Here is an 18,818-nt window from a genome sequence, read left to right as displayed (position 1 = left end):
TGTCCTGTTTATTTTAAACAAAGTTTATCCGTTTTTTGTAAACTATATATTTGGAAGCGTTTCTATCCAGCGACAATCTCTGATCCACTTAACCATTGCAGGGTAACCTTTATTTGGGCAAGTCATTTGCCATGCTTGTAATAATGGAAACCCAAAGCCTTTCCCATTTTTAAAAGCATGCTTTAATGAATTATTAGCGCCTTTGTATGAGTCATCGTGAAAAATAATACTTAGTGGTAATGACAAGTGAGTCGCTGCAGCAACAGCCCAAGCTGTCGCGGCCATTTCTTCTGCGTGCATAGCTTGTTTCTCTCTGCCCGCAAGTAAGCCATTCTTATAAAAGTCAGCATCTAATAGGGGCCTAAAAATTGGCTCACAGACAGCAATATGCCCAGCCTCATGAAGGATATCACCAGGATAGAACCCATTGACAAAATCAAGCAATAAAACGCCTTTTTCTAGCTTAAGGCCGGGTAAAAAAGTTTTTTCGTCTAAGGTTTGATACCGGTGCTTAATTCCAATATGAGTAAGAAAGGTTAAAATTTTTTCAACGTCTTTAAGCAGTTTATCTGTGTTAACTTGAGCGTTAATAATCATGATAATGTGAGGTTGCTGTTAGTGCTTAGCCAAGCTTCAAATTCTTCTATACGTTGGCTTTGATAAAGTGCGACTGATGTTTCATGATATGGCAAGGCTAATGAATCCAATAGATTGGTCCATTGTGTCCATTCATTTTCATCTATATTAATAGAGCAACCACATTTAGCTGCCTGTGCGTGCTCAAACATATGCTTTACGCCAGGTAATCCTAAGTTATTAAGCTCTGAAAATTTGGTTAATTTAATCTTAGTTTTAATTATTTTTTTTATTGGGAATGTAAACACAAAATCTGCGCTGTGTGGTGTTATGTATTCAAAATTAATATATTCTCCGCCGCGTAATTCTGCATTATGAGGTAAAAAAGTAAGTGGTATATTCAAGCTACATTGATTTTCTGTAAGCTTACAATGTTTGTATACTTGAATATCTGTTGTTAGTTTTAATCTGTAGTTAGTTTCAACCCCATTTGGGATTTGCATACGGCCTTTAAAGGATGAGTTATCAGCGGCATTTAAACGCTTAGCTTCGTCAATATCTAAACAGTAAAACTCTTTAAGTAGTATGTCGGTATTGCGCTTACCTTTTAAGGGGATTAAAGATGTAAAAGGGGTTAACCATGCCCTTAAAGAAACCTTTTGTGGGATCAAGGTACCAGTGCCGCTGAGATATTGACATAAATGGGCAAAAATAAAAACTTGGGGTTCTCGTTTTAAAAGAGCTGTCATGGTTTCTGAAATAATAATGTCAAATTGCTGAGACTCTGGCGCTTGCCAACGTGTCGCATCATCACACACAATAGAAGTTATATTTTGATTTATTGAAAAGTGGTTTATTAATTTTTTAATTGCACTGATGTTTTCTGGATGAATATCAATCAGAGTGACTTTTATACGCGGGTTTTTAGTAACACTTAAATAAGGAATAAGTAATGTACCATAAGGGCCTGTACCGGCATAAAGAATATGAATATCATCAGTGGTTGTTTTTAAACGTTCCTCGATAGCGAGCTTAACACCTTGCATAAAGATTTGTGTGCGAAGAGTCTCTTCAGTGCATTTAGCTGCTTGCACGGGAGAAATCGCAACGCCTTGGGATGTATTTTCATCATTCCAGTCATTCATATCTAAATCAGTCGAAATAGACGTAATATTCCCTAAGTAATTTTTTAAATCGTTGATAAAAGGTGTCATTAACCCAGCATTTGCAGATTCATTGAGTAAATGTGCAACTGCACTTTGGTATGTGTTTAATACGTCAGCGCTCATATCCTTCCTTGTAAATATTCATAGCAACAGTGACTACTTATAAAAACATAGCACTCTATTTTTATAAAGCCAACTCAACGTTGCTACAAGGCTATATTAGTTGTGAATTGGTTGTTGTCCGTAATGTTGTTCATAATTCGCATCTTTTTGTTTTACCTCAAGGCTTGTAGTCTCCTCGCAATTAAAGAATTTAACTCATTGATAAAATTAATGAAAATATGTATGTTTCAGTTTGTTAGATATTAAGAATGGGTTTACTGACGCTGTTTCAGAGTAAAGCGTGTTTAAGTATTCATAGCTGTGATTTCAAAGTAAAGCAGTTATTTTTTATATTTAGAATATTGAGCATACTCGCTCAAAGTAATAAATAATGCTTGGTAGTTTAGTAAGCAAAAAGAATAAAGTTTAAAGTTGCAGTTTACATTTTGTGGACTAACCTTATCGAAGTAGTGACCTTATTTAAGCTTGGGTTTTTATTTGGAAGTTAAAATGCAAAGGAATGTTAAACATGAAAGTATATCGTCCACTTTTCAAAATATGCTTGCTGAGCAAAAAATTACTAGCACGTGGGTTGAAGTTTTTAGAACAACTTTTTAGCGCTTCATTACTACGTAAAAGTATTCATATATTCCACAAAGTCAGAAATACCCAGAGCGATTTTGCACCTGTTCTGAGTATGTTTCCCCTTAAAACCCAGCGACCATTTTTTTTGTTCGGTGTTGAATGATGAATGGCGAAATTTTCGCTCCTGAAATAGGTAATACTAAAAAAAGTATAACCTCACCTGTCATTTTGTTTGCTCAACTCGATATCTTTTATAATGCAAAAAAAATGGGAACTGAATTGACTGTTGCAAAAAGCTTGGACTGGATTGAGCATGTCAATACTCAGTGTTATCAGGGACGGTGGGATGTATTACCTTTAATGGTGCCTAAAGAGCATGTCGATAGCCACATCATTTTACAGTCATTTCCGTTCGGTAATGAATCTCAGTGGGTAGAAAGTCACTACCTAAAAAAGCTTCCAATAATCAAGGCCCTTATTACTCGTTTTCAGTGTGAAGTATTATCAGCGCGTTTAATGCGCCTTCATAACAATGCCTATATAAAGCCCCATAGAGATCAGGGCCTAAGTCTTGAGGCTTCATCACAGGCTCGTATTCACATTCCTTTAGAGACAACTCCCGAGGTACGGTTTCAAGTCGATAATGCCTTGGTTCCTATGGATGTAAATAGCGTGTGGTATATCAATGCTGACGCAGAGCATTCGGTAAAGAATTTAGGCAATACGCCAAGAATTAACCTTGTCATAGATTGCAATGTTAATGAGTGGCTATTTAACTTAATTGTTAACTCTAAAAACAAAACATATTGCCGTAAAAAAGTAAGTTAAGGAGATAGCGACATAATGAAACTTAATATTCCAAACGGGCTAAATATAAGGCCGTCGAATACCGCAGATAAGCCATTTTTAGAAAAACTGCACCATTCGATGCGCCAAGATTTACAGCTAATTGACGGCGAAAAAGATTTCGTAGAGTCAATTGTGGAATTGCAATTTCGGGCTCAAACCCAAGGGTATGGGGACAAGTTTCCCAATGCAATGTACTTCATTATTGAAAAACACCATGAAGCAATAGGTAAAGCAACCATCGATTTTGGGCCAAACGAAATTCGAATCATCGACATTGGTTTTTTACCCAGCGCTCGAGGGCATGGTTTTGGCTCGGCAATAATTCAATCATTTCAAAGTGCGGCATTACAGTCGGGTGCGCCTTTAACACTTACCGTTGAACAACATAATTTTGCTGCCAAGCATTTGTATGAGCGTTTAGGGTTTCAAGTTGAATCAATAAGTCCGCCATATGAATTTATGGCGTGGTACCCGCATCCAGTGAAGTTAATGAGTGGTGTGTGACTAAGTTAAATTTAAAAGAGGGGGCGAATATGGAAAAGTTTACGTTTGAAAATGTTGAAAGTGCACAAGGGGCTGTTGTTAAAGTCGCTGGTCAAAATGGTGAAGTAGAGTTAGAGGTATCAACAGTTGATAGAACAAAACTCAATGGGGAACAATGGGATGCATTTCGTGTGATGCTCAAAGGCAAAGTAGATGAACCCTTAGATCAAGGCACCTATAGATTAACACATGAGGCATTTGGTGAAGCTGAATTATTTTTATCTCCAAATAGTGAAACAGAGTATGAGATATACATTACGACACAAAAGTAGTTTGCCGTATTCTGAGTTTAATAGACTAAATTATCCGTTTAATTAATTAAGTGAGTAAGGAAATTTCTATGGCAGATCCGTATATGTCAGAAATAAGGCCATTTGCGTTTAGTTTTGCCCCAAAAGATTGGGCGTTTTGTAATGGCGGGATCATTGCGATCTCACAAAACGGGGCACTTTATGCTTTGTTAGGGACTCAATTTGGAGGCGATGGTCGAACTAATTTTAAATTACCGGAGCTACGAGGTAGAACACCTATTGGAGAAGGGACTTTGCGCACAGAAGGCCGCTTTTTTAATGCTGGAACGAGTGTTGGGGTAGAGGAAGTAACGATAAGCTTAGCTGAAATGGCATCCCATACGCATGCTGTGCAAGCCACTGCCACTATTGCTGCCGACAGCCCAGCGTTCACTGACCGTATATTTTCTGAATCAAAGGATAGGAAAGGTACATCAGCAGAACCCTTTGTATATAACTCACCTTCAAACTTAACTGAGCTTTCTCAGGATGCCGTTAGTAGTAGCGGAAGTGGTGCATCACATACTAATTTACAGCCTTTATTAGCGCTTAATTTTTGTATTGCACTTGATGGTATATTTCCACCAAGAAATTAATAAGGAGAAAGGTATGGCAGAATCTTTTATTGGTGAAATTAAAATGATAGCTACCACGTATTCACCTCAACAATGGGCATTTTGTAGTGGCTCAACTCTGACAGTAAATCAAAATCAAGCCTTGTTTGCGCTTATTGGCGCGCAATATGGGGGGGATGGTCGGTCATCTTTTCAGTTACCTGATTTGAGAGGCCGTGTACCTGTCCATTATGGGCAAGGGCCAGGACTGCGAAATTACCCTTTAGGGGCAAGAGTAGGCGTGGAATCAGTTGTGCTTCAGCCAGAACAAATTCCTCCTCATACACATCGTTTGCAAGCGAGTAATAACCGAGCGAATACTTCCAATGCAATTGGTAATGTATTAGCAATGAGCCCAGCTACAGAATCAACTTACATATCCGGAACTGTTACGGGAACTAAGCAGGAGTTAAACGAGGCAGCTGTCGAAACGGAGGGGGCTGGTCAAGCGCATACCAATATGATGCCTTACTTAGCAATAAATTTTATTATTAGCTTAGCAGGCACTTTCCCATCAAGAAATTAAAGGAGACTTATTATGGCAGAACCATTTATGGCCGAGATTCGAATTTTTGGCCAAACATATAGCCCAGAGTCTTGGACTAAATGCGCTGGGCAAATTATGAGTATATCGCAGTTTACAGCGATATTTAGTTTAATAGGCGCTAATTTTGGTGGTAATGGACGCACAACATTTGGGATCCCTGATTTACAAGGCCGGGCGCCACTGCAGGCCGGGCAAGCTCCTGGGTTGACTCCTAGGTTTTTTTCTCATTTTGGAGGAGTTAGTCAAGTTGCACTGACTCCATTGGAGCTCCCTGCACATGACCATATTATTTCTGGCGTGTTTCAAGCCGGTAATACAGATCAGCCGAGTAACAACCAACTAGCGATTGACGTAGCCTCCTCGGGTGGTGCGCTTAGATATACTGCACCACTTGATAGTGATGTGAGTGTTATGAATAGTGGCAGTTTAGCAACGTCTGGATCGAGTTTACCGCATGAAAATATGCAACCGGCGTTAGCGCTCAATTTTTGTATTGCATTAGACGGGATTTATCCACCAAGAAATTGATGTAAAAAGCACAGGTTTTCAATTTAAAAACCTGTGTTACTAAATATTACGAATACTTAACCGTGTTCGTGTAGGAAGTTAGATGTATATCTTTTTAAGATGTTGTATGGGAAACAATTTACTTCTAAGCTGGCGTATAGTCTATGTCTGCTTAGTTTTGGGTGGGTGTTTGTTTGTCAAAGGGGTATACGCTGAGGTAAGTTTTGATACGGTGCAATTTAAATACTCTAAAAACGATATTGTTCTTACCAAGCATGATGACGGTTTTTTGATAGATGATGCAGGGAAGATGTACGCTTTTAACAAAAAAATAATAATACTCTCTTTGCTATCAGCCGATGAGATCTCACAGCTACATGATGAAATAAAACAAGTTCAAGTAATCGCTAATATAGGAAGTGAATTGGTTTACTGGGTAACACCTAGATCCGAATATTTTTTTGATGTTTATTTAGCGTTAAGCAAACATCAAGATGTGCTAGAGATCGAACCAGATATTGCACCTGTCACAAAGTTAGTTACGTCAGGAACAAGCAGGCAGACTAGCAGCGTGCTTGTGTCACAAAATGCTCCTTTATGCGATAAACCAGAGAATACTGTGCGGGTTGCAATTATTGATGACGGCTTTGATTTTACTCACCCAGAGTTTGATGATTTAACAGTATTGTTTGAATATGATCCTGATGAAAAAACACTGGCAACCAGTGCTAAAAACCCAACTGATTATCATGGTACACGTGTTGTTGGAGTTATTGCTGCAAAGCAAGATAATGTAGGGGTTGAGGGTTTCGCACCGACTAGTGAAATAATAGCTATCAGGCAAGTTTCAACATGGTCATCTTCTATAATATTGGCATTTCAGGTCGCTAAGTTGATGAAAGCGGATGTTATCAACTGTAGTTGGGTTTTACCGTTATTATCGGGTATTACGTCACTGGTAATTGAGAATATTGCATCTGCATCAAATGCACCTATTATCGTTGTTTCAGCAGGAAATTCGGGTAAAAAAGCTTGTGAAGTCAATCATCTATCGGCATTAAGTTCAGTGGTTGTTATAGGGGCAATAAATAAAAATGGGAATGTTGCTGAGTTTTCTAATTATGGGCAATGTGTTGATTATTACGCCCCTTCTTCAATTGAATCAACGTCACTTAATGGGTATGTAAATTTTGGTGGCACCTCATCATCAGCCGCTATTGTTTCAGGCGTTGTGGCACAGCTAAAAGCATGCGGAGTTGAATACCCGTTAACAAAATTGACGATGGTTGAAAATATTTTGCCTGCACATGTAGTTAATAAAAATAATATAAAGAGTGTAACTTTGATTAGATCAACAGGTAGTGAAATTAATGAGCACTGAAATGGAACAGTTAGACTTTAGTAGCACCTATAGTGACAATTTCCCAAAAATATTGGCTCAGTTGGGCATATCGCTGATTGCGACAAGTTATCAATCACAACGTGTTATTTTAGTGCGCTCTAATAATGGCAAGCTAGAAACAAAGCTAAAGGCATTTCCAAGACCAATGGGACTTTATGCCGACGAAAATAGGGTCACGCTTGGAACACTAAATCAAGTAATCGACTTTCAAAAAACACCAAGTGGTTATGCTGATGTTATTAATGGCGACCTTGATCGTTATGAAGAGTTACCAAAAAAATTACAAGATAATGAACTGAGAGATAGCCCCAAATTTCGTCAAGAGTGGGATGAACAAGTCGAAAGTGTAAAGGCTGCCGACTGTTTGTTTATAGAAAGAGCGGCTTTATCAACGGGTATGATCAACATCCATGATATTTGTTGGGGTAATGATGGCCTGTGGGTAGTTAACTCGATGTTCTCTTGTTTAAGTAAATTAAGCCCTGACTATAGTTTTGTTGCAGCTTGGGTGCCGTCGTTTATTTCAGATCTGAAGCCGGAAAATAGATGCCATTTAAATGGCATGGCGTTGTTAGATGGTGTACCTCGTTATGCTACAGCGTTTAGTGAATCAGATACAGCACAAGGTTGGCGTGAAGAGCTAGGGAATAAAGGGGTGCTTATTGATGTCGTTGAAAATAAGGTTATCAAATCAGGTATTTCAATGCCGCATTCGCCAAGATGCCACGCAGGCAAAGTGTATTATTGTGCATCTGGAGATGGCGATATTCATGTATACGATCCAAAGTCAGGTACGAATCGAATTTTATGTGAGTTGCAAGGTTTTACAAGGGGAATGACGTTCTTTGGTGACTTGATGCTTGTCGGTACGAGTACATTACGTAAATCTGAAGAGCATATTCGCTTCAAAGCAAACCCAAGATTATTGGGTGGGAGAAGTGTGTGCGCAATATGGTTAGTGAATGTAAATACAGGTGAGGCGGTTGGTAATTTGACTTTTTCGGGTGATGTAAAACAGATTTACGATATTGCTGTCGTACCGAACAGTAGGAAACCAGAGTTATTTCAAAGCTCTGATGCGTTGTCTAGCCATATTTTTGAATTTTGTCGAGGATGAGTATCATGGAACGTTTAAGCTTAAATAAAACTTTTTTAGGAGTTACGATTTCTGCAGTAATAGCTAGCGGGGCTTACGCAGAAACAGTAAATGAAGCTGTAGATTCAAAACAGTTTTCAAAAAAGTCAGCGTTAGAAACTGAAGATGAAATAGTTGATACAGAGTTAAAAAGCCCATTTTCGACATTTAGCCGAGGGCAAAAAGCGCAATCACACTTAGTAAACCCAGATTTAAATAATACATTAAGTTTTTTAAAAGAGCAGGGGTTGCTTGAAACGAATGAACAAAAAGTAACTATTGTTAAGGGCGACAATACACATGTAAAAAGTGATTTACTAATAAGTAAGGTGTTTGCAAGTGCAAACTGCACCCTACCAGGCGGGGCATGTACCACTATAAGTTCGTCTAGTTGTACCTTGAGAGGTGGCACTGTTGGCGCTTGTGGAGCATCGCCAGAAATAGATGTTGAAGAAAGTGGATCGACAACTACTAGTGAAAACTTTGGCAGTGTTGCTGCAAATGGAGTAGCAACTACAACAAAAACATTTACGGTAAAAAATGAAGGCAGTGGCAATTTAACGACCTCAAGTGTTTCTATAACAAGTGGTGGTAGCGACTTTTCAATTACAGGCGGCACATGTGCTACGAATGGGCAAACATTAACCTCAGGTATGCAATGTACGATACTTGTTACTGTACAAACATCAACGATTGGCGCGCTAGTAGGCAACTTAAGAGTCAGTAGCAATGATGCAAATGAGGGAATGTATAATATTTCTTTGAGTGCGACAGGTACAGATGCTACAGCCCCAACATTTAGCGAAGCAAGCTCTACGCCAACAGATAACGCCACCAATGTATCGGTGTCTGACAATATCGTTATTGATTTTAGTGAAAATGTGGCGTTAGGCACGGGCAATATAACGGTTCGTGACGTGACGGGCTCAAGTGATTTTGAGGTGTTTAACGTTGCGACGCAAAGTGATGACGCAACGACCAGCCCAAGCTCGGGTCGTATCGGCATCGTTAATGACAAAATATATATAAACCCGACGAGCAGCTTAACGGGCAGTAATCAATATTCAGTGCGAGTAGATTCAACCGCAGTTGATGACTCAGCAGGTAATAGTTTTGTAGGTATTAGTGATGATACCACCTTTAATTTTACTACAATCAACGCCGCACCTGTGGTTGATTTAAATAGTGGTACATCGGGTAATGATACCACAGCCTCATTTTCTGAAGGGTCTGGTGCCGTTAGTTTCATGACGAGCCCAACGGTTACTGATACTGATACAATAACAACAATTACAGTCAGTTTAACGAATGATCAAGATGGCGCTTCAGAAGGGCTTAATGTATCAGCAAGTGCGCAAAATGCGCTGACAGGAATAAGTGGCGCTTCTGACATAACACTGCAAGATACACTCTCTATAACGGGCGCAACAGCGACAACAGCCGAGGTTGCAGCTTTCTTACAAGCTGTAACTTACAATAATACGAGTTCGACGCCGGATACCACGTCGCGCACGGTGAGCGTTGTTGTTAACGACGGAACTGACAACAGTGCGTCACGAAGTGCTGTTATTAGTGTAGCCAATGTAACAGCGGCCAGTACGACCGGGGCATCATTTAATACCACATCGGGCGCCAACTTAAGCCCAGCCATTAGTTTCAGCAGTGACAATGAAACACTGACTATAGCATCAGTGAGTCATATTGTTGGGTCTACAGCCCAAGGCGGCAGTGGTACAGATGAAATTGTCGTAATAGATGGCAGTGATCTGACGCAATTTACCAGTTTAACCACCTTTGAAACCCTCTCGACTTATAATAATGGCTCATTAACGCTGAGCGAGTCGCAACACGATACGTTTACGACCATAAATGGTACCGGAACAAATACGTTCACCTTGGCAAGTGCCGATGGGGATAGCACTGTAATTGCAGATGCAGACATAGAAACGTATGTTTTAAATGCCGCTTTCAATATTACTTTATCAAGTGCAGCGCAAAATATTACCGGAAGTGGCAGTGCTGATACCGTTAATATTGCAGGCTTAAGTGTTACGGGTACGCTTGCTGGCGGCGGCGGTACTGACATACTGCAAATGAGCACTGGTGCTAATATTAGTAATGCCACAGTAAGTGCGTTCGAGTCTTTAACATTAAGCAGTGGTGCTTCAGTGACGATGACTGAGGCGCAGCACGATAGTTTTACAACGATAACGGCTTCAGGCGCTGATTCAATCACCATAAGCACCGCGACCGATGGTCTAACTGGGAGCAGTGTAGTTGAAACTTATGTACTGTCAGCAGCGAATACCTTTACGTTAGGCAGTGCATCACAGAACCTAACGGGTAGTGGTGGTGACGACACGGTTAATGTGAATGCACTGAGTGCAACGGGGACTTTAGCGGGTGGAAGTGGCACAGATACCTTGGTTGTTACCAACGGTGGAAACATATCGGGTGCGACGGTCAGTGGATTTGAGGATTTATCGGTTGCTGCTGGTGGTACAGTGACAGTAGGTGCATCCCAGCTTACTAGTTTTACTGGCACAGTCTCAGGCAGCGGCACTGAGACAATTGCTGTTTCAGGCGATGGTAATGTTAGCACTGTTTCGGCAATAGAAAGTTATACTTTAAATGACGACAGTACGAATACGCGCTCGGTTACTGTAACTAGTGCGAGTCACTCTGTGACTGCTGCATCTGCGACTGATGCAATTACATTTGATTTAGGCACCCTTGCGTTTACCGGGACTATTACGGGTGACAATACTGTTGCAGATACACTGAGTTTAAGTAATGGTGCAAATATATCAGCGGGTACCATAAGTAACATAAGTAATTTAACTTTGGCATCAGGTGCTTCAGTTAACATGACGGCTAGCCAGCATAATGCGTTTAACGGCACAATTACTGCGCCTGGCTCTGAAACAATTGTTATTAGTGGTGATGGTAACGTAACTACTTATTCCTCAGTAGAGTCTTATTCTATTGGTGACGACAGTACCAACACGCGAACAGTTACTCTTAGTAATGGCACAACAAATGTTACAGCTACTTCGACAACAGATGTGGTTACGTTTGATATTGGGTCCAATGCATTTTCAGGCACACTAACCGGTGATGCCAGCCAAACGGATAGAGTATCGGCCTCTAATGGCGCAGATGTATCGGGTGGTAGTTACTTTAATATTGGGTCGTTGAGCTTAAGCAGTGGTGCAACTGTTGCGATTGATGCTGCGAATATTAGCGATTTTAGTACGTCAATCACTGGTGGTGCTGGCAGCGAAATACTGAAAGTCATGGATGGTGGTACATTTAATTTTAGCAGCACATCGGCATCATCAATTGAAGGCATAGCCATTGGAACGAATAGTAACTTTGCACTTACTTTGACCGACAATTTTGCATCTGATGGCGGTGCGGTTGATATAACCAATACAACAGGGAGTGCGATCACCGGTACAATTACGTTGGATGCGAGTGCATTTAGTGGTGACGTGTTAACTATTTCAGCAACAGACTTAAATGGCTCTGATACTTTTACAGGTGGCAGTGGCGCTGATACCATCCGCCCTGGTGGCGGCACCGATTCAATGACAGGTAATGGTGGTAATGACAACTTTATAGGCAGTACGTCAGATCTTTCTGGTGATACCATTGCAGACTTGTCCATTGGGGACATGATCACGTTAACCGGTGTTACTGGGCTATCGACTAACAACGTACGCTTTAATGGCTCAAGTGCGTTAGAAGTTGATACCGATGCAACTGATTTTAATATATCCGAGCTGACACTTTCACTGACAAACGCACCTTCAGCGGATTTAGCATTTACTGTTGCGGATAGTGGTGCAAATACTGTGATCACGTTTATTGCTAGTAACGAGGCTCCAGCGTTTTCCTCATTAAATGGAGGGGCTACCTACACTGAAAATGGAAATGCAGTCACAATAGACAGTGATGTAACCGTTGCTGATGCAGAGCTTGATGCACTCAGCTCCGCTAATGGTAATTATAATGATGCAACACTGACGATTGAGCGAAATGGTGGTGCTAACAGTGAAGATATATTCAGTAATCAGCTTTTACTTGGTACTTTAGTACAAGGTAGTGCCTTTACTTACAATGGTACGCCGGTGGGAACTGTGACAACCAATTCTGCAGGCACGCTTGTATTAACTTTTAATAGCAATGCAACATCTTCAATAGTGGATTCCGTACTACAGTCAATAGGATACAGTAATAGCTCTGAGTCTCCTGCATCTTCTGTTACGCTAAATTTCACATTCAACGATGGCACTGCCGATAGCACTGGTACTAATCAAGCGGTTGTTAATATCACCGCGCAAAATGATGCGCCAACCGATATCAGTTTGTCTGCTACCAGTGTGAACCAATCTTCAACAGGCCCTGGCGCTAATATAGGTTCACTTACGACCTCTGATGTAGATACAAGTGATAGCCATAGTTATAGTTTAGTAAGTACTGGAACGAGTGTAACAGGCACGTGTAGTGCAGACACGGGTAATGCAAGCTTTCAAATTAATGGTTCAATTTTGCAAACACAAGCTGCATTAAGTGCTGGTAGTTATATTGTGTGTTTGCAAACGAATGATACCTCAACCACATTTCAAAAGTCATTTACAATAACGGTTGCTGATGATGTAGCGCCGAACGCTCCATCAACGCCTGATTTGGATACAGCCTCTGACAGTGGGCCTTCAAGTACTGATAATATTACGAACGATAATACACCCACTTTGAGTGGTACTGCAGAGAGTGGAACCACGGTTGCTTTATATAGCAATCAAGTGGGGGGCGGTGCAACGGTGATAGGAACAGGTACGGCTACTGGTGGTAATTGGCAGATCACAACCAGTGAACTAACTTCCGGGTTGGTGCATGCTATTTCAGCAAAAGCAACTGATTCAAATAGTAATGAAAGTAGTCGTTCGAGTACCTTAAATGTCACTATTGATACAACAGCTCCATCAGCACCAAGTACTCCAGACTTAGATTCTGCTAGTGATTCAGGGTCTTCAAGTACAGATAATATAACAAATGATTCAACACCAACCTTTACGGGGTCAGGCACAACTGGCGACACTATAACTCTTATTTCGAGTATTGATGGCTCTGTTGGGAGTGTTATTGTCAGTGGTGGAGTTTGGAGCATTACTCCAGGTTCAGCATTGACAAGTGGCTCGCATACCATTGTTGCTCGCGCGACAGATTCAGCAGGAAATACGCTTGATAGTATATCAGGACTTTCAGTAACAATTGATACGAGTGCCGCCACACCTTCTATTTCAACCCCAATAGAGAGTGACGATATTGTTAATGCAGCTGAAGACAATGATGTGTTAATTGTTGGAGCGGGGGCTGAGGCAAATACCTCTGTAACAGTTCAAATCACAGACTCTAATTCGACAGTTTCTCGTTCCGTTACGGCAGATGGTTCAGGTAACTGGACGTTGAGTGGTCAAGAGCTGGATGTGAGTAGTTTAAATAACGGCAGCTTAACCGTGTCAGCTACTCAACAAGATGAGGCAGGCAACACCTCTAATGCTGCAACAGAAACGATTACGTTAGATAACGCAGCACCAAGCGCATTAAGTATAACAGCACCTATTGAAACCGATGGTATTGTAAACGCCGCTGAAGACAGCGATGTGTTGATTGTTGGAACGGGTGCTGAAGCAAATAATTCAGTGACAGTTCAAATCACTGATTCTAACTCTACAGTTTCTCGCACTGTTACGGCAGATAGTTCGGGTAACTGGACGCTGAGTGGCCAAGAATTGGATGTAAGTAGCTTAAACAACGGCAGCTTAACAGTGTCAGCTACCCAACAAGATGCAGCAGGCAATACATCAACGGTGGCGACCACATCAATCACACTCGATAACCAAACACCGAATTCACTGACGATCACCACCCCAATTGAAACAGATGGTGTTGTAAATGATGCTGAAGACGGTGATGTGTTAATTCAAGGTGGCGGCGCAGAATCAGGCGCAACTGTGACGGTTGATGTAGGTGGAGTTAGTACAACCACCACCGCTGATTCAAGCGGTAATTGGACATTATCAGGTAACGAATTGGATATTAGCGCGCTGAATAATGGAACGCTTACAGTATCAGCAACACAAGCTGACAGCGCAGGCAATACTTCCACAGCGACAACCACGACCATCAGCTTGGATAATCAAGCCCCGAATGCACTGACGATCACCACGCCAATTGAAGGCGATGGCAAAGTAAATTCCAGCGAGGATAACGATGTGCTCGTGCAAGGCAGCGGGGCAGAGTCGGGCGCCACAGTCACAGTCAGCATTGACGGTGTAACTAAAACCACCACGGCTGATTCAAGTGGTAATTGGACATTATCAGGTAACGAATTGGATATTAGCGCGCTGAATAATGGCACGCTTACGGTATCAGCAACCCAAGCTGACAGCGCAGGCAATACCTCCACAGCGACAACCACAACCATCAGCTTGGATAATCAAGCCCCGAATGCACTGACGATCACCACCCCAATTGAAACAGATGGTGTTGTAAATGCAGCTGAAGACGCTGATGTGTTAATTCAAGGTGGCGGCGCAGAATCTGGCGCAACTGTGACGGTTGATGTAGGTGGAGTTAGTACAACCACCACCGCTGATTCAAGCGGTAATTGGACATTATCAGGTAACGAATTGGATATTAGCGCGCTGAATAATGGAACGCTTACAGTATCAGCAACACAAGCTGACAGCGCAGGCAATACTTCCACAGCGACAACCACGACCATCAGCTTGGATAATCAAGCCCCGAATGCACTGACGATCACCACCCCAATTGAAACAGATGGTGTTGTAAATGCAGCTGAAGACGGTGATGTGTCAATTCAAGGTGGCGGCGCAGAATCTGGCGCCACAGTCACAGTCAGCATTGACGGTGTAACTAAAACCACCACGGCTGATTCAAGTGGTAATTGGACATTATCAGGTAACGAATTAGATATTAGCGCGCTGAATAATGGCACGCTTACGGTATCAGCAACCCAAGCTGACAGCGCAGGCAATACCTCCACAGCGACAACCACAACCATCAGCTTGGATAATCAAGCCCCGAATGCACTGACGATCACCACCCCAATTGAAGGCGATGGTAAAGTGAATGCCAGCGAGGATAACGATGTGCTCGTGCAAGGCAGCGGGGCAGAGTCGGGCGCCACAGTCACAGTCAGCATTGACGGTGTAACTAAAACCACCACGGCTGATTCAAGTGGTAATTGGACTTTATCAGGTAACGAGTTGGATATTAGCGCGCTGAATAATGGCACGCTTACGGTATCAGTAACCCAAGCTGACAGCGCAGGTAATACCTCCACAGCGACAACCACGACCATCAGCTTGGATAATCAAGCCCCGAATGCACTGACGATCACCACGCCAATAGAAACCGACGGCATTGTGAATGCCGCTGAAGACGGTGATGTGTTAATTACAGGCTCAGGTGCAGAAGCTAATACCAGCGTTACGGTCACTATCAGCGATGGCGCGAATAACCAATTGCGCACAGTGACAGCAGATGGCTCAGGTGCATGGACACTCAGTGGTAGCGAGTTTGATGTTAGCAGCTTTAATAATGGCTCACTCAGTATTAGCGCCACGCAAACAGATGCAGCAGGTAACACGTCGACGGCAGCAACTTCATCCATTACATTAGATAACGCAGCGCCAAATGCTGTAGCTATAACTACGCCAATAGAAGGCGATGATAAAGTTAGTGCAGTGGAAGACGGTGATGTATTGATCATCGGCTCTGGTGCAGAGGCTGACACTAGTGTCACCGTTACTATCAGCGATGGGGCAAATAACCAATCGCGTACGGTGACAGCAGATGGCTCAGGCGCATGGACACTCAGTGGCAGCGAGTTTGATGTTACCAGCTTTAATAATGGCACGCTCAGTGTGAGTGCTACACAAACTGACGCAGCTGGTAATACCTCGACGGCAGCAACAGCCACGATTACGCTCGATAACTCAGCGCCAAGTGCTGTTAGTATCACAACCCCAATAGAAGGCGATGGTAAAGTTAATGCAGCGGAGGACAGTGATGTATTAATCACCGGCTCTGGTGCAGAGGCTGATACTAGTGTCACTGTTACTATCAGCGATGGCGCGAATAGCGATACACGTACGGTCACGGCTGATGGCTCGGGTGCATGGACACTCAGTGGCAGTGAGTTTGATGTTAGCACGTTTAATAATGGCACATTGACCGTTAACGCAACTCAAACAGATAGTGCGGGCAACACGTCTAGTGTTGCAAGTACTTCTGTGATCTTAGATAACGTGGCGCCAACAGGAACTACCGCAGCTTTTGATCAAAGCATTATAAATAGAAGTAATGAAGCAGCACTTAGCTTTACTTTATCAGGATTAGAAAGCTCAGGGAGCTTCACTTATCAAATTTCTGATGGGTCTAGTACTGTGAGTAGTCAAAGCGCGGTTGCTATAACCAGTAATACAGAACAAGTTACATCCGTTAATGTAACAAACCTTAATGAGGGCACTTTAACACTCACTGCAATTGTTACTGACGAAAGCGGAAACCCAGGAACAGGTGTCACTGCTACAGTAACCAAGCAATACAATGTTGTGCCAGTGTTATCAGGTAATCCCACAACAAGCATAAATGAAGATAGTGTTTATAGCTTTATACCAACATTAACTGATTCAGATAGTGAAGATACGCATACTTACTCAATTACCAATAAGCCGACTTGGGCTAGCTTTGATACACAAACAGGTGAATTATCGGGTACACCAACGGATGAGCATGTTGGCACGACATCAAATATACAAATATCCGTTGATGATGGCACAGATACAGGTAATTTAACGGCCTTTAACATTGAAGTAGTCAATACGAATGATGCACCTACGGGGCAAAATACCAGCTATACCATTAATGAAGGAGGAACACTTTCAAGAGACTTTAATAATGGTTTACTCACGTTAGCAGCTGATGATGACTTAGACTCTAATGACAGCTTGACGATTGCTAAAGATACCGATCCACAACACGGCAGCTTAACACTCAATAGTAATGGTAGCTTTAGTTATGTACATGATGGCAGTGAAAATCTAACTGATAGTTTTACTTATCATGTTGAAGATAGTGAAAGTGCTAGTTCATCAGTGTATACCGTAACAATTAATATGAATGCTGTTGAAGATGCTCCTACAGCATTTAATGACAGCATTTTGACATTAGAGGATGAATCTAAATCAATTAATGTACTCAGTAATGACTCAGACCCTGAAAGCAACCTGGTTGCGTCATCTGTTACAGTTAAAACACAACCAACCAAAGGCCAGCTTAGTATTGCTAATGGTGTTGTAACGTTTACTCCAAATTCAAACGTTAACGGAAGCGATTCATTTACCTATACCGTGAAGGACTCAACGCTTGCAGAATCAAACGAAGCGATTGTGAACATTGATATTACTCCAGTGAATGATGCACCTATAGTGAGTAACTTTAATGAAATGGTGGATGAAGACACCGCAACTAATGCAATTCAAGTTAGAGGAGGCGCCACTGACATTGAAGATACTATACCGACAGGAGATATAGCAGTAGTAGCACAGCCTGCAAAAGGGTCTGTCAGTATTGACCAAAATGATGGGACATTAATATATACACCAGCAGCTAATGAAAATGGCCAAGACACTTTCACGTACACCATTGCAGACAGCGAAGGTTTAGCCTCTAACACCGCAACGGTGACGATTAATATTGGTGCTGTGAATGACCGCCCAGTAGTGGTTGATGATGCAGTAACCACAGACGAAGATACCGCTACGAGCATTGCCATTCTAACGAATGATTCAGACGTTGAAGACCAAGGGTTCAATGGCGCGAATGTATTGTTAGAAGATAAAGGAGATGGCGTAGGTGAATACAGCTTTGCCAGTGTGAGTGTCAATGCCGATGGCAGTTTAGCCATTACACCGAAGACAAACATCAACGGTGTTTACAGCTTTACTTACACCGTGACAGACAGTGAAGGGCTGGCTTCAGAGGCCGCGACTGTGACGCTGACAATCAATGCGATTAATGATGCGCCCGTGGCACTTGATAACACTGCGCAGCTGCAAGAGGAGGGGCAGTTTGAAGTCAATGTACTGGGTAATGACAGTGATGTTGACGAAGGCGACAGCCTCGATGTAAGCAGTGTCACGGTGGTGAGTGATGCAACGAACGGTCAAACAAGCGTTACCAATACCGGGGCAATTATTTACACGGCGAATGCCAACTTCTTTGGTAATGACAGCTTTACGTACACAGTAAAAGACAGCCAAGGTGCAGTTTCAAATGTGGCTACGGTCACGATGACAGTAACGTCAGTGAACGACAAGCCAGTGGCCAGCGCACAAGCGCAAACACTGGATGAAGACGGTTCAATTCTATTGACATTAGTGGCAACCGATGTCGACCAAGACACC

Annotated in this window: 11 protein-coding genes; 9 read left to right on the top strand and 2 right to left on the bottom strand. The window is 42.2% G+C overall.

Annotated features, from left to right (window positions below; translation table 11 throughout):
• Positions 1 to 42 precede the first annotated feature (42 nt).
• Together ATS75_RS08105 and ATS75_RS08100 are read right to left on the bottom strand one after the other, a co-directional pair.
• Complete coding sequence (locus tag ATS75_RS08105) at positions 43 to 597, bottom strand: hypothetical protein (RefSeq protein ID WP_235591158.1); 555 nt, start codon at positions 595 to 597, stop codon at positions 43 to 45.
• Entirely contained in the window at positions 594 to 1,865 is a 1,272-nt protein-coding gene (locus ATS75_RS08100) for a class I SAM-dependent methyltransferase (RefSeq protein ID WP_235591157.1), read from the bottom strand. Before ATS75_RS08100 ends, ATS75_RS08105 begins: the two co-directional genes overlap by 4 nt.
• Before the next feature lie 723 nt (positions 1,866 to 2,588).
• On the opposite strand from ATS75_RS08100, the gene ATS75_RS08090 reads away from it, so the two are divergent.
• The 9 genes from ATS75_RS08090 to ATS75_RS08050 all read left to right on the top strand — a co-directional run.
• A complete protein-coding gene (locus ATS75_RS08090) occupies positions 2,589 to 3,257 on the top strand; it encodes an aspartyl/asparaginyl beta-hydroxylase domain-containing protein (protein ID WP_235591156.1) in 669 nt (222 codons plus the stop codon).
• Between the two features lie 15 nt (positions 3,258 to 3,272).
• Entirely contained in the window at positions 3,273 to 3,782 is a 510-nt protein-coding gene (locus ATS75_RS08085; protein WP_058559952.1) for a GNAT family N-acetyltransferase, read from the top strand.
• Positions 3,779 to 4,093 carry a DUF6916 family protein gene (locus tag ATS75_RS08080; protein WP_235591155.1) on the top strand — a complete coding sequence of 105 codons (315 nt, stop codon included), beginning with the start codon at positions 3,779 to 3,781 and terminating at the stop codon, positions 4,091 to 4,093. The genes ATS75_RS08085 and ATS75_RS08080 overlap by 4 nt, the downstream gene beginning before the upstream one ends.
• 68 nt (positions 4,094 to 4,161) lie before the next feature.
• Positions 4,162 to 4,707: a phage tail protein gene (locus ATS75_RS08075; protein ID WP_058559951.1), complete on the top strand. Its 546-nt coding sequence runs from the start codon at positions 4,162 to 4,164 to the stop codon at positions 4,705 to 4,707.
• A 13-nt stretch (positions 4,708 to 4,720) separates the two neighbouring features.
• A complete protein-coding gene (locus tag ATS75_RS08070) occupies positions 4,721 to 5,251 on the top strand; it encodes a phage tail protein (RefSeq protein WP_058559950.1) in 531 nt (176 codons plus the stop codon).
• Positions 5,252 to 5,263: 12 nt separating this feature from the next.
• A complete protein-coding gene (locus ATS75_RS08065) occupies positions 5,264 to 5,800 on the top strand; it encodes a phage tail protein (protein ID WP_058559949.1) in 537 nt (178 codons plus the stop codon).
• Between the two features lie 106 nt (positions 5,801 to 5,906).
• Complete coding sequence (locus ATS75_RS08060; RefSeq protein WP_082665438.1) at positions 5,907 to 7,160, top strand: S8 family peptidase; 1,254 nt, start codon at positions 5,907 to 5,909, stop codon at positions 7,158 to 7,160.
• Complete coding sequence (locus tag ATS75_RS08055) at positions 7,150 to 8,298, top strand: TIGR03032 family protein (protein ID WP_235591154.1); 1,149 nt, start codon at positions 7,150 to 7,152, stop codon at positions 8,296 to 8,298. Before ATS75_RS08060 ends, ATS75_RS08055 begins: the two co-directional genes overlap by 11 nt.
• A 5-nt stretch (positions 8,299 to 8,303) precedes the next feature.
• On the top strand, positions 8,304 to 18,818 hold a 10,515-nt coding region (locus ATS75_RS08050; protein WP_058559947.1), incomplete at its 3' end, for an Ig-like domain-containing protein.

Origin of the sequence: Pseudoalteromonas sp. H105, from assembly GCF_001469215.1 — a bacterium.
GTDB lineage: Bacteria > Pseudomonadota > Gammaproteobacteria > Enterobacterales > Alteromonadaceae > Pseudoalteromonas.
This window is presented reverse-complemented; position numbering and strand designations above follow the sequence as displayed.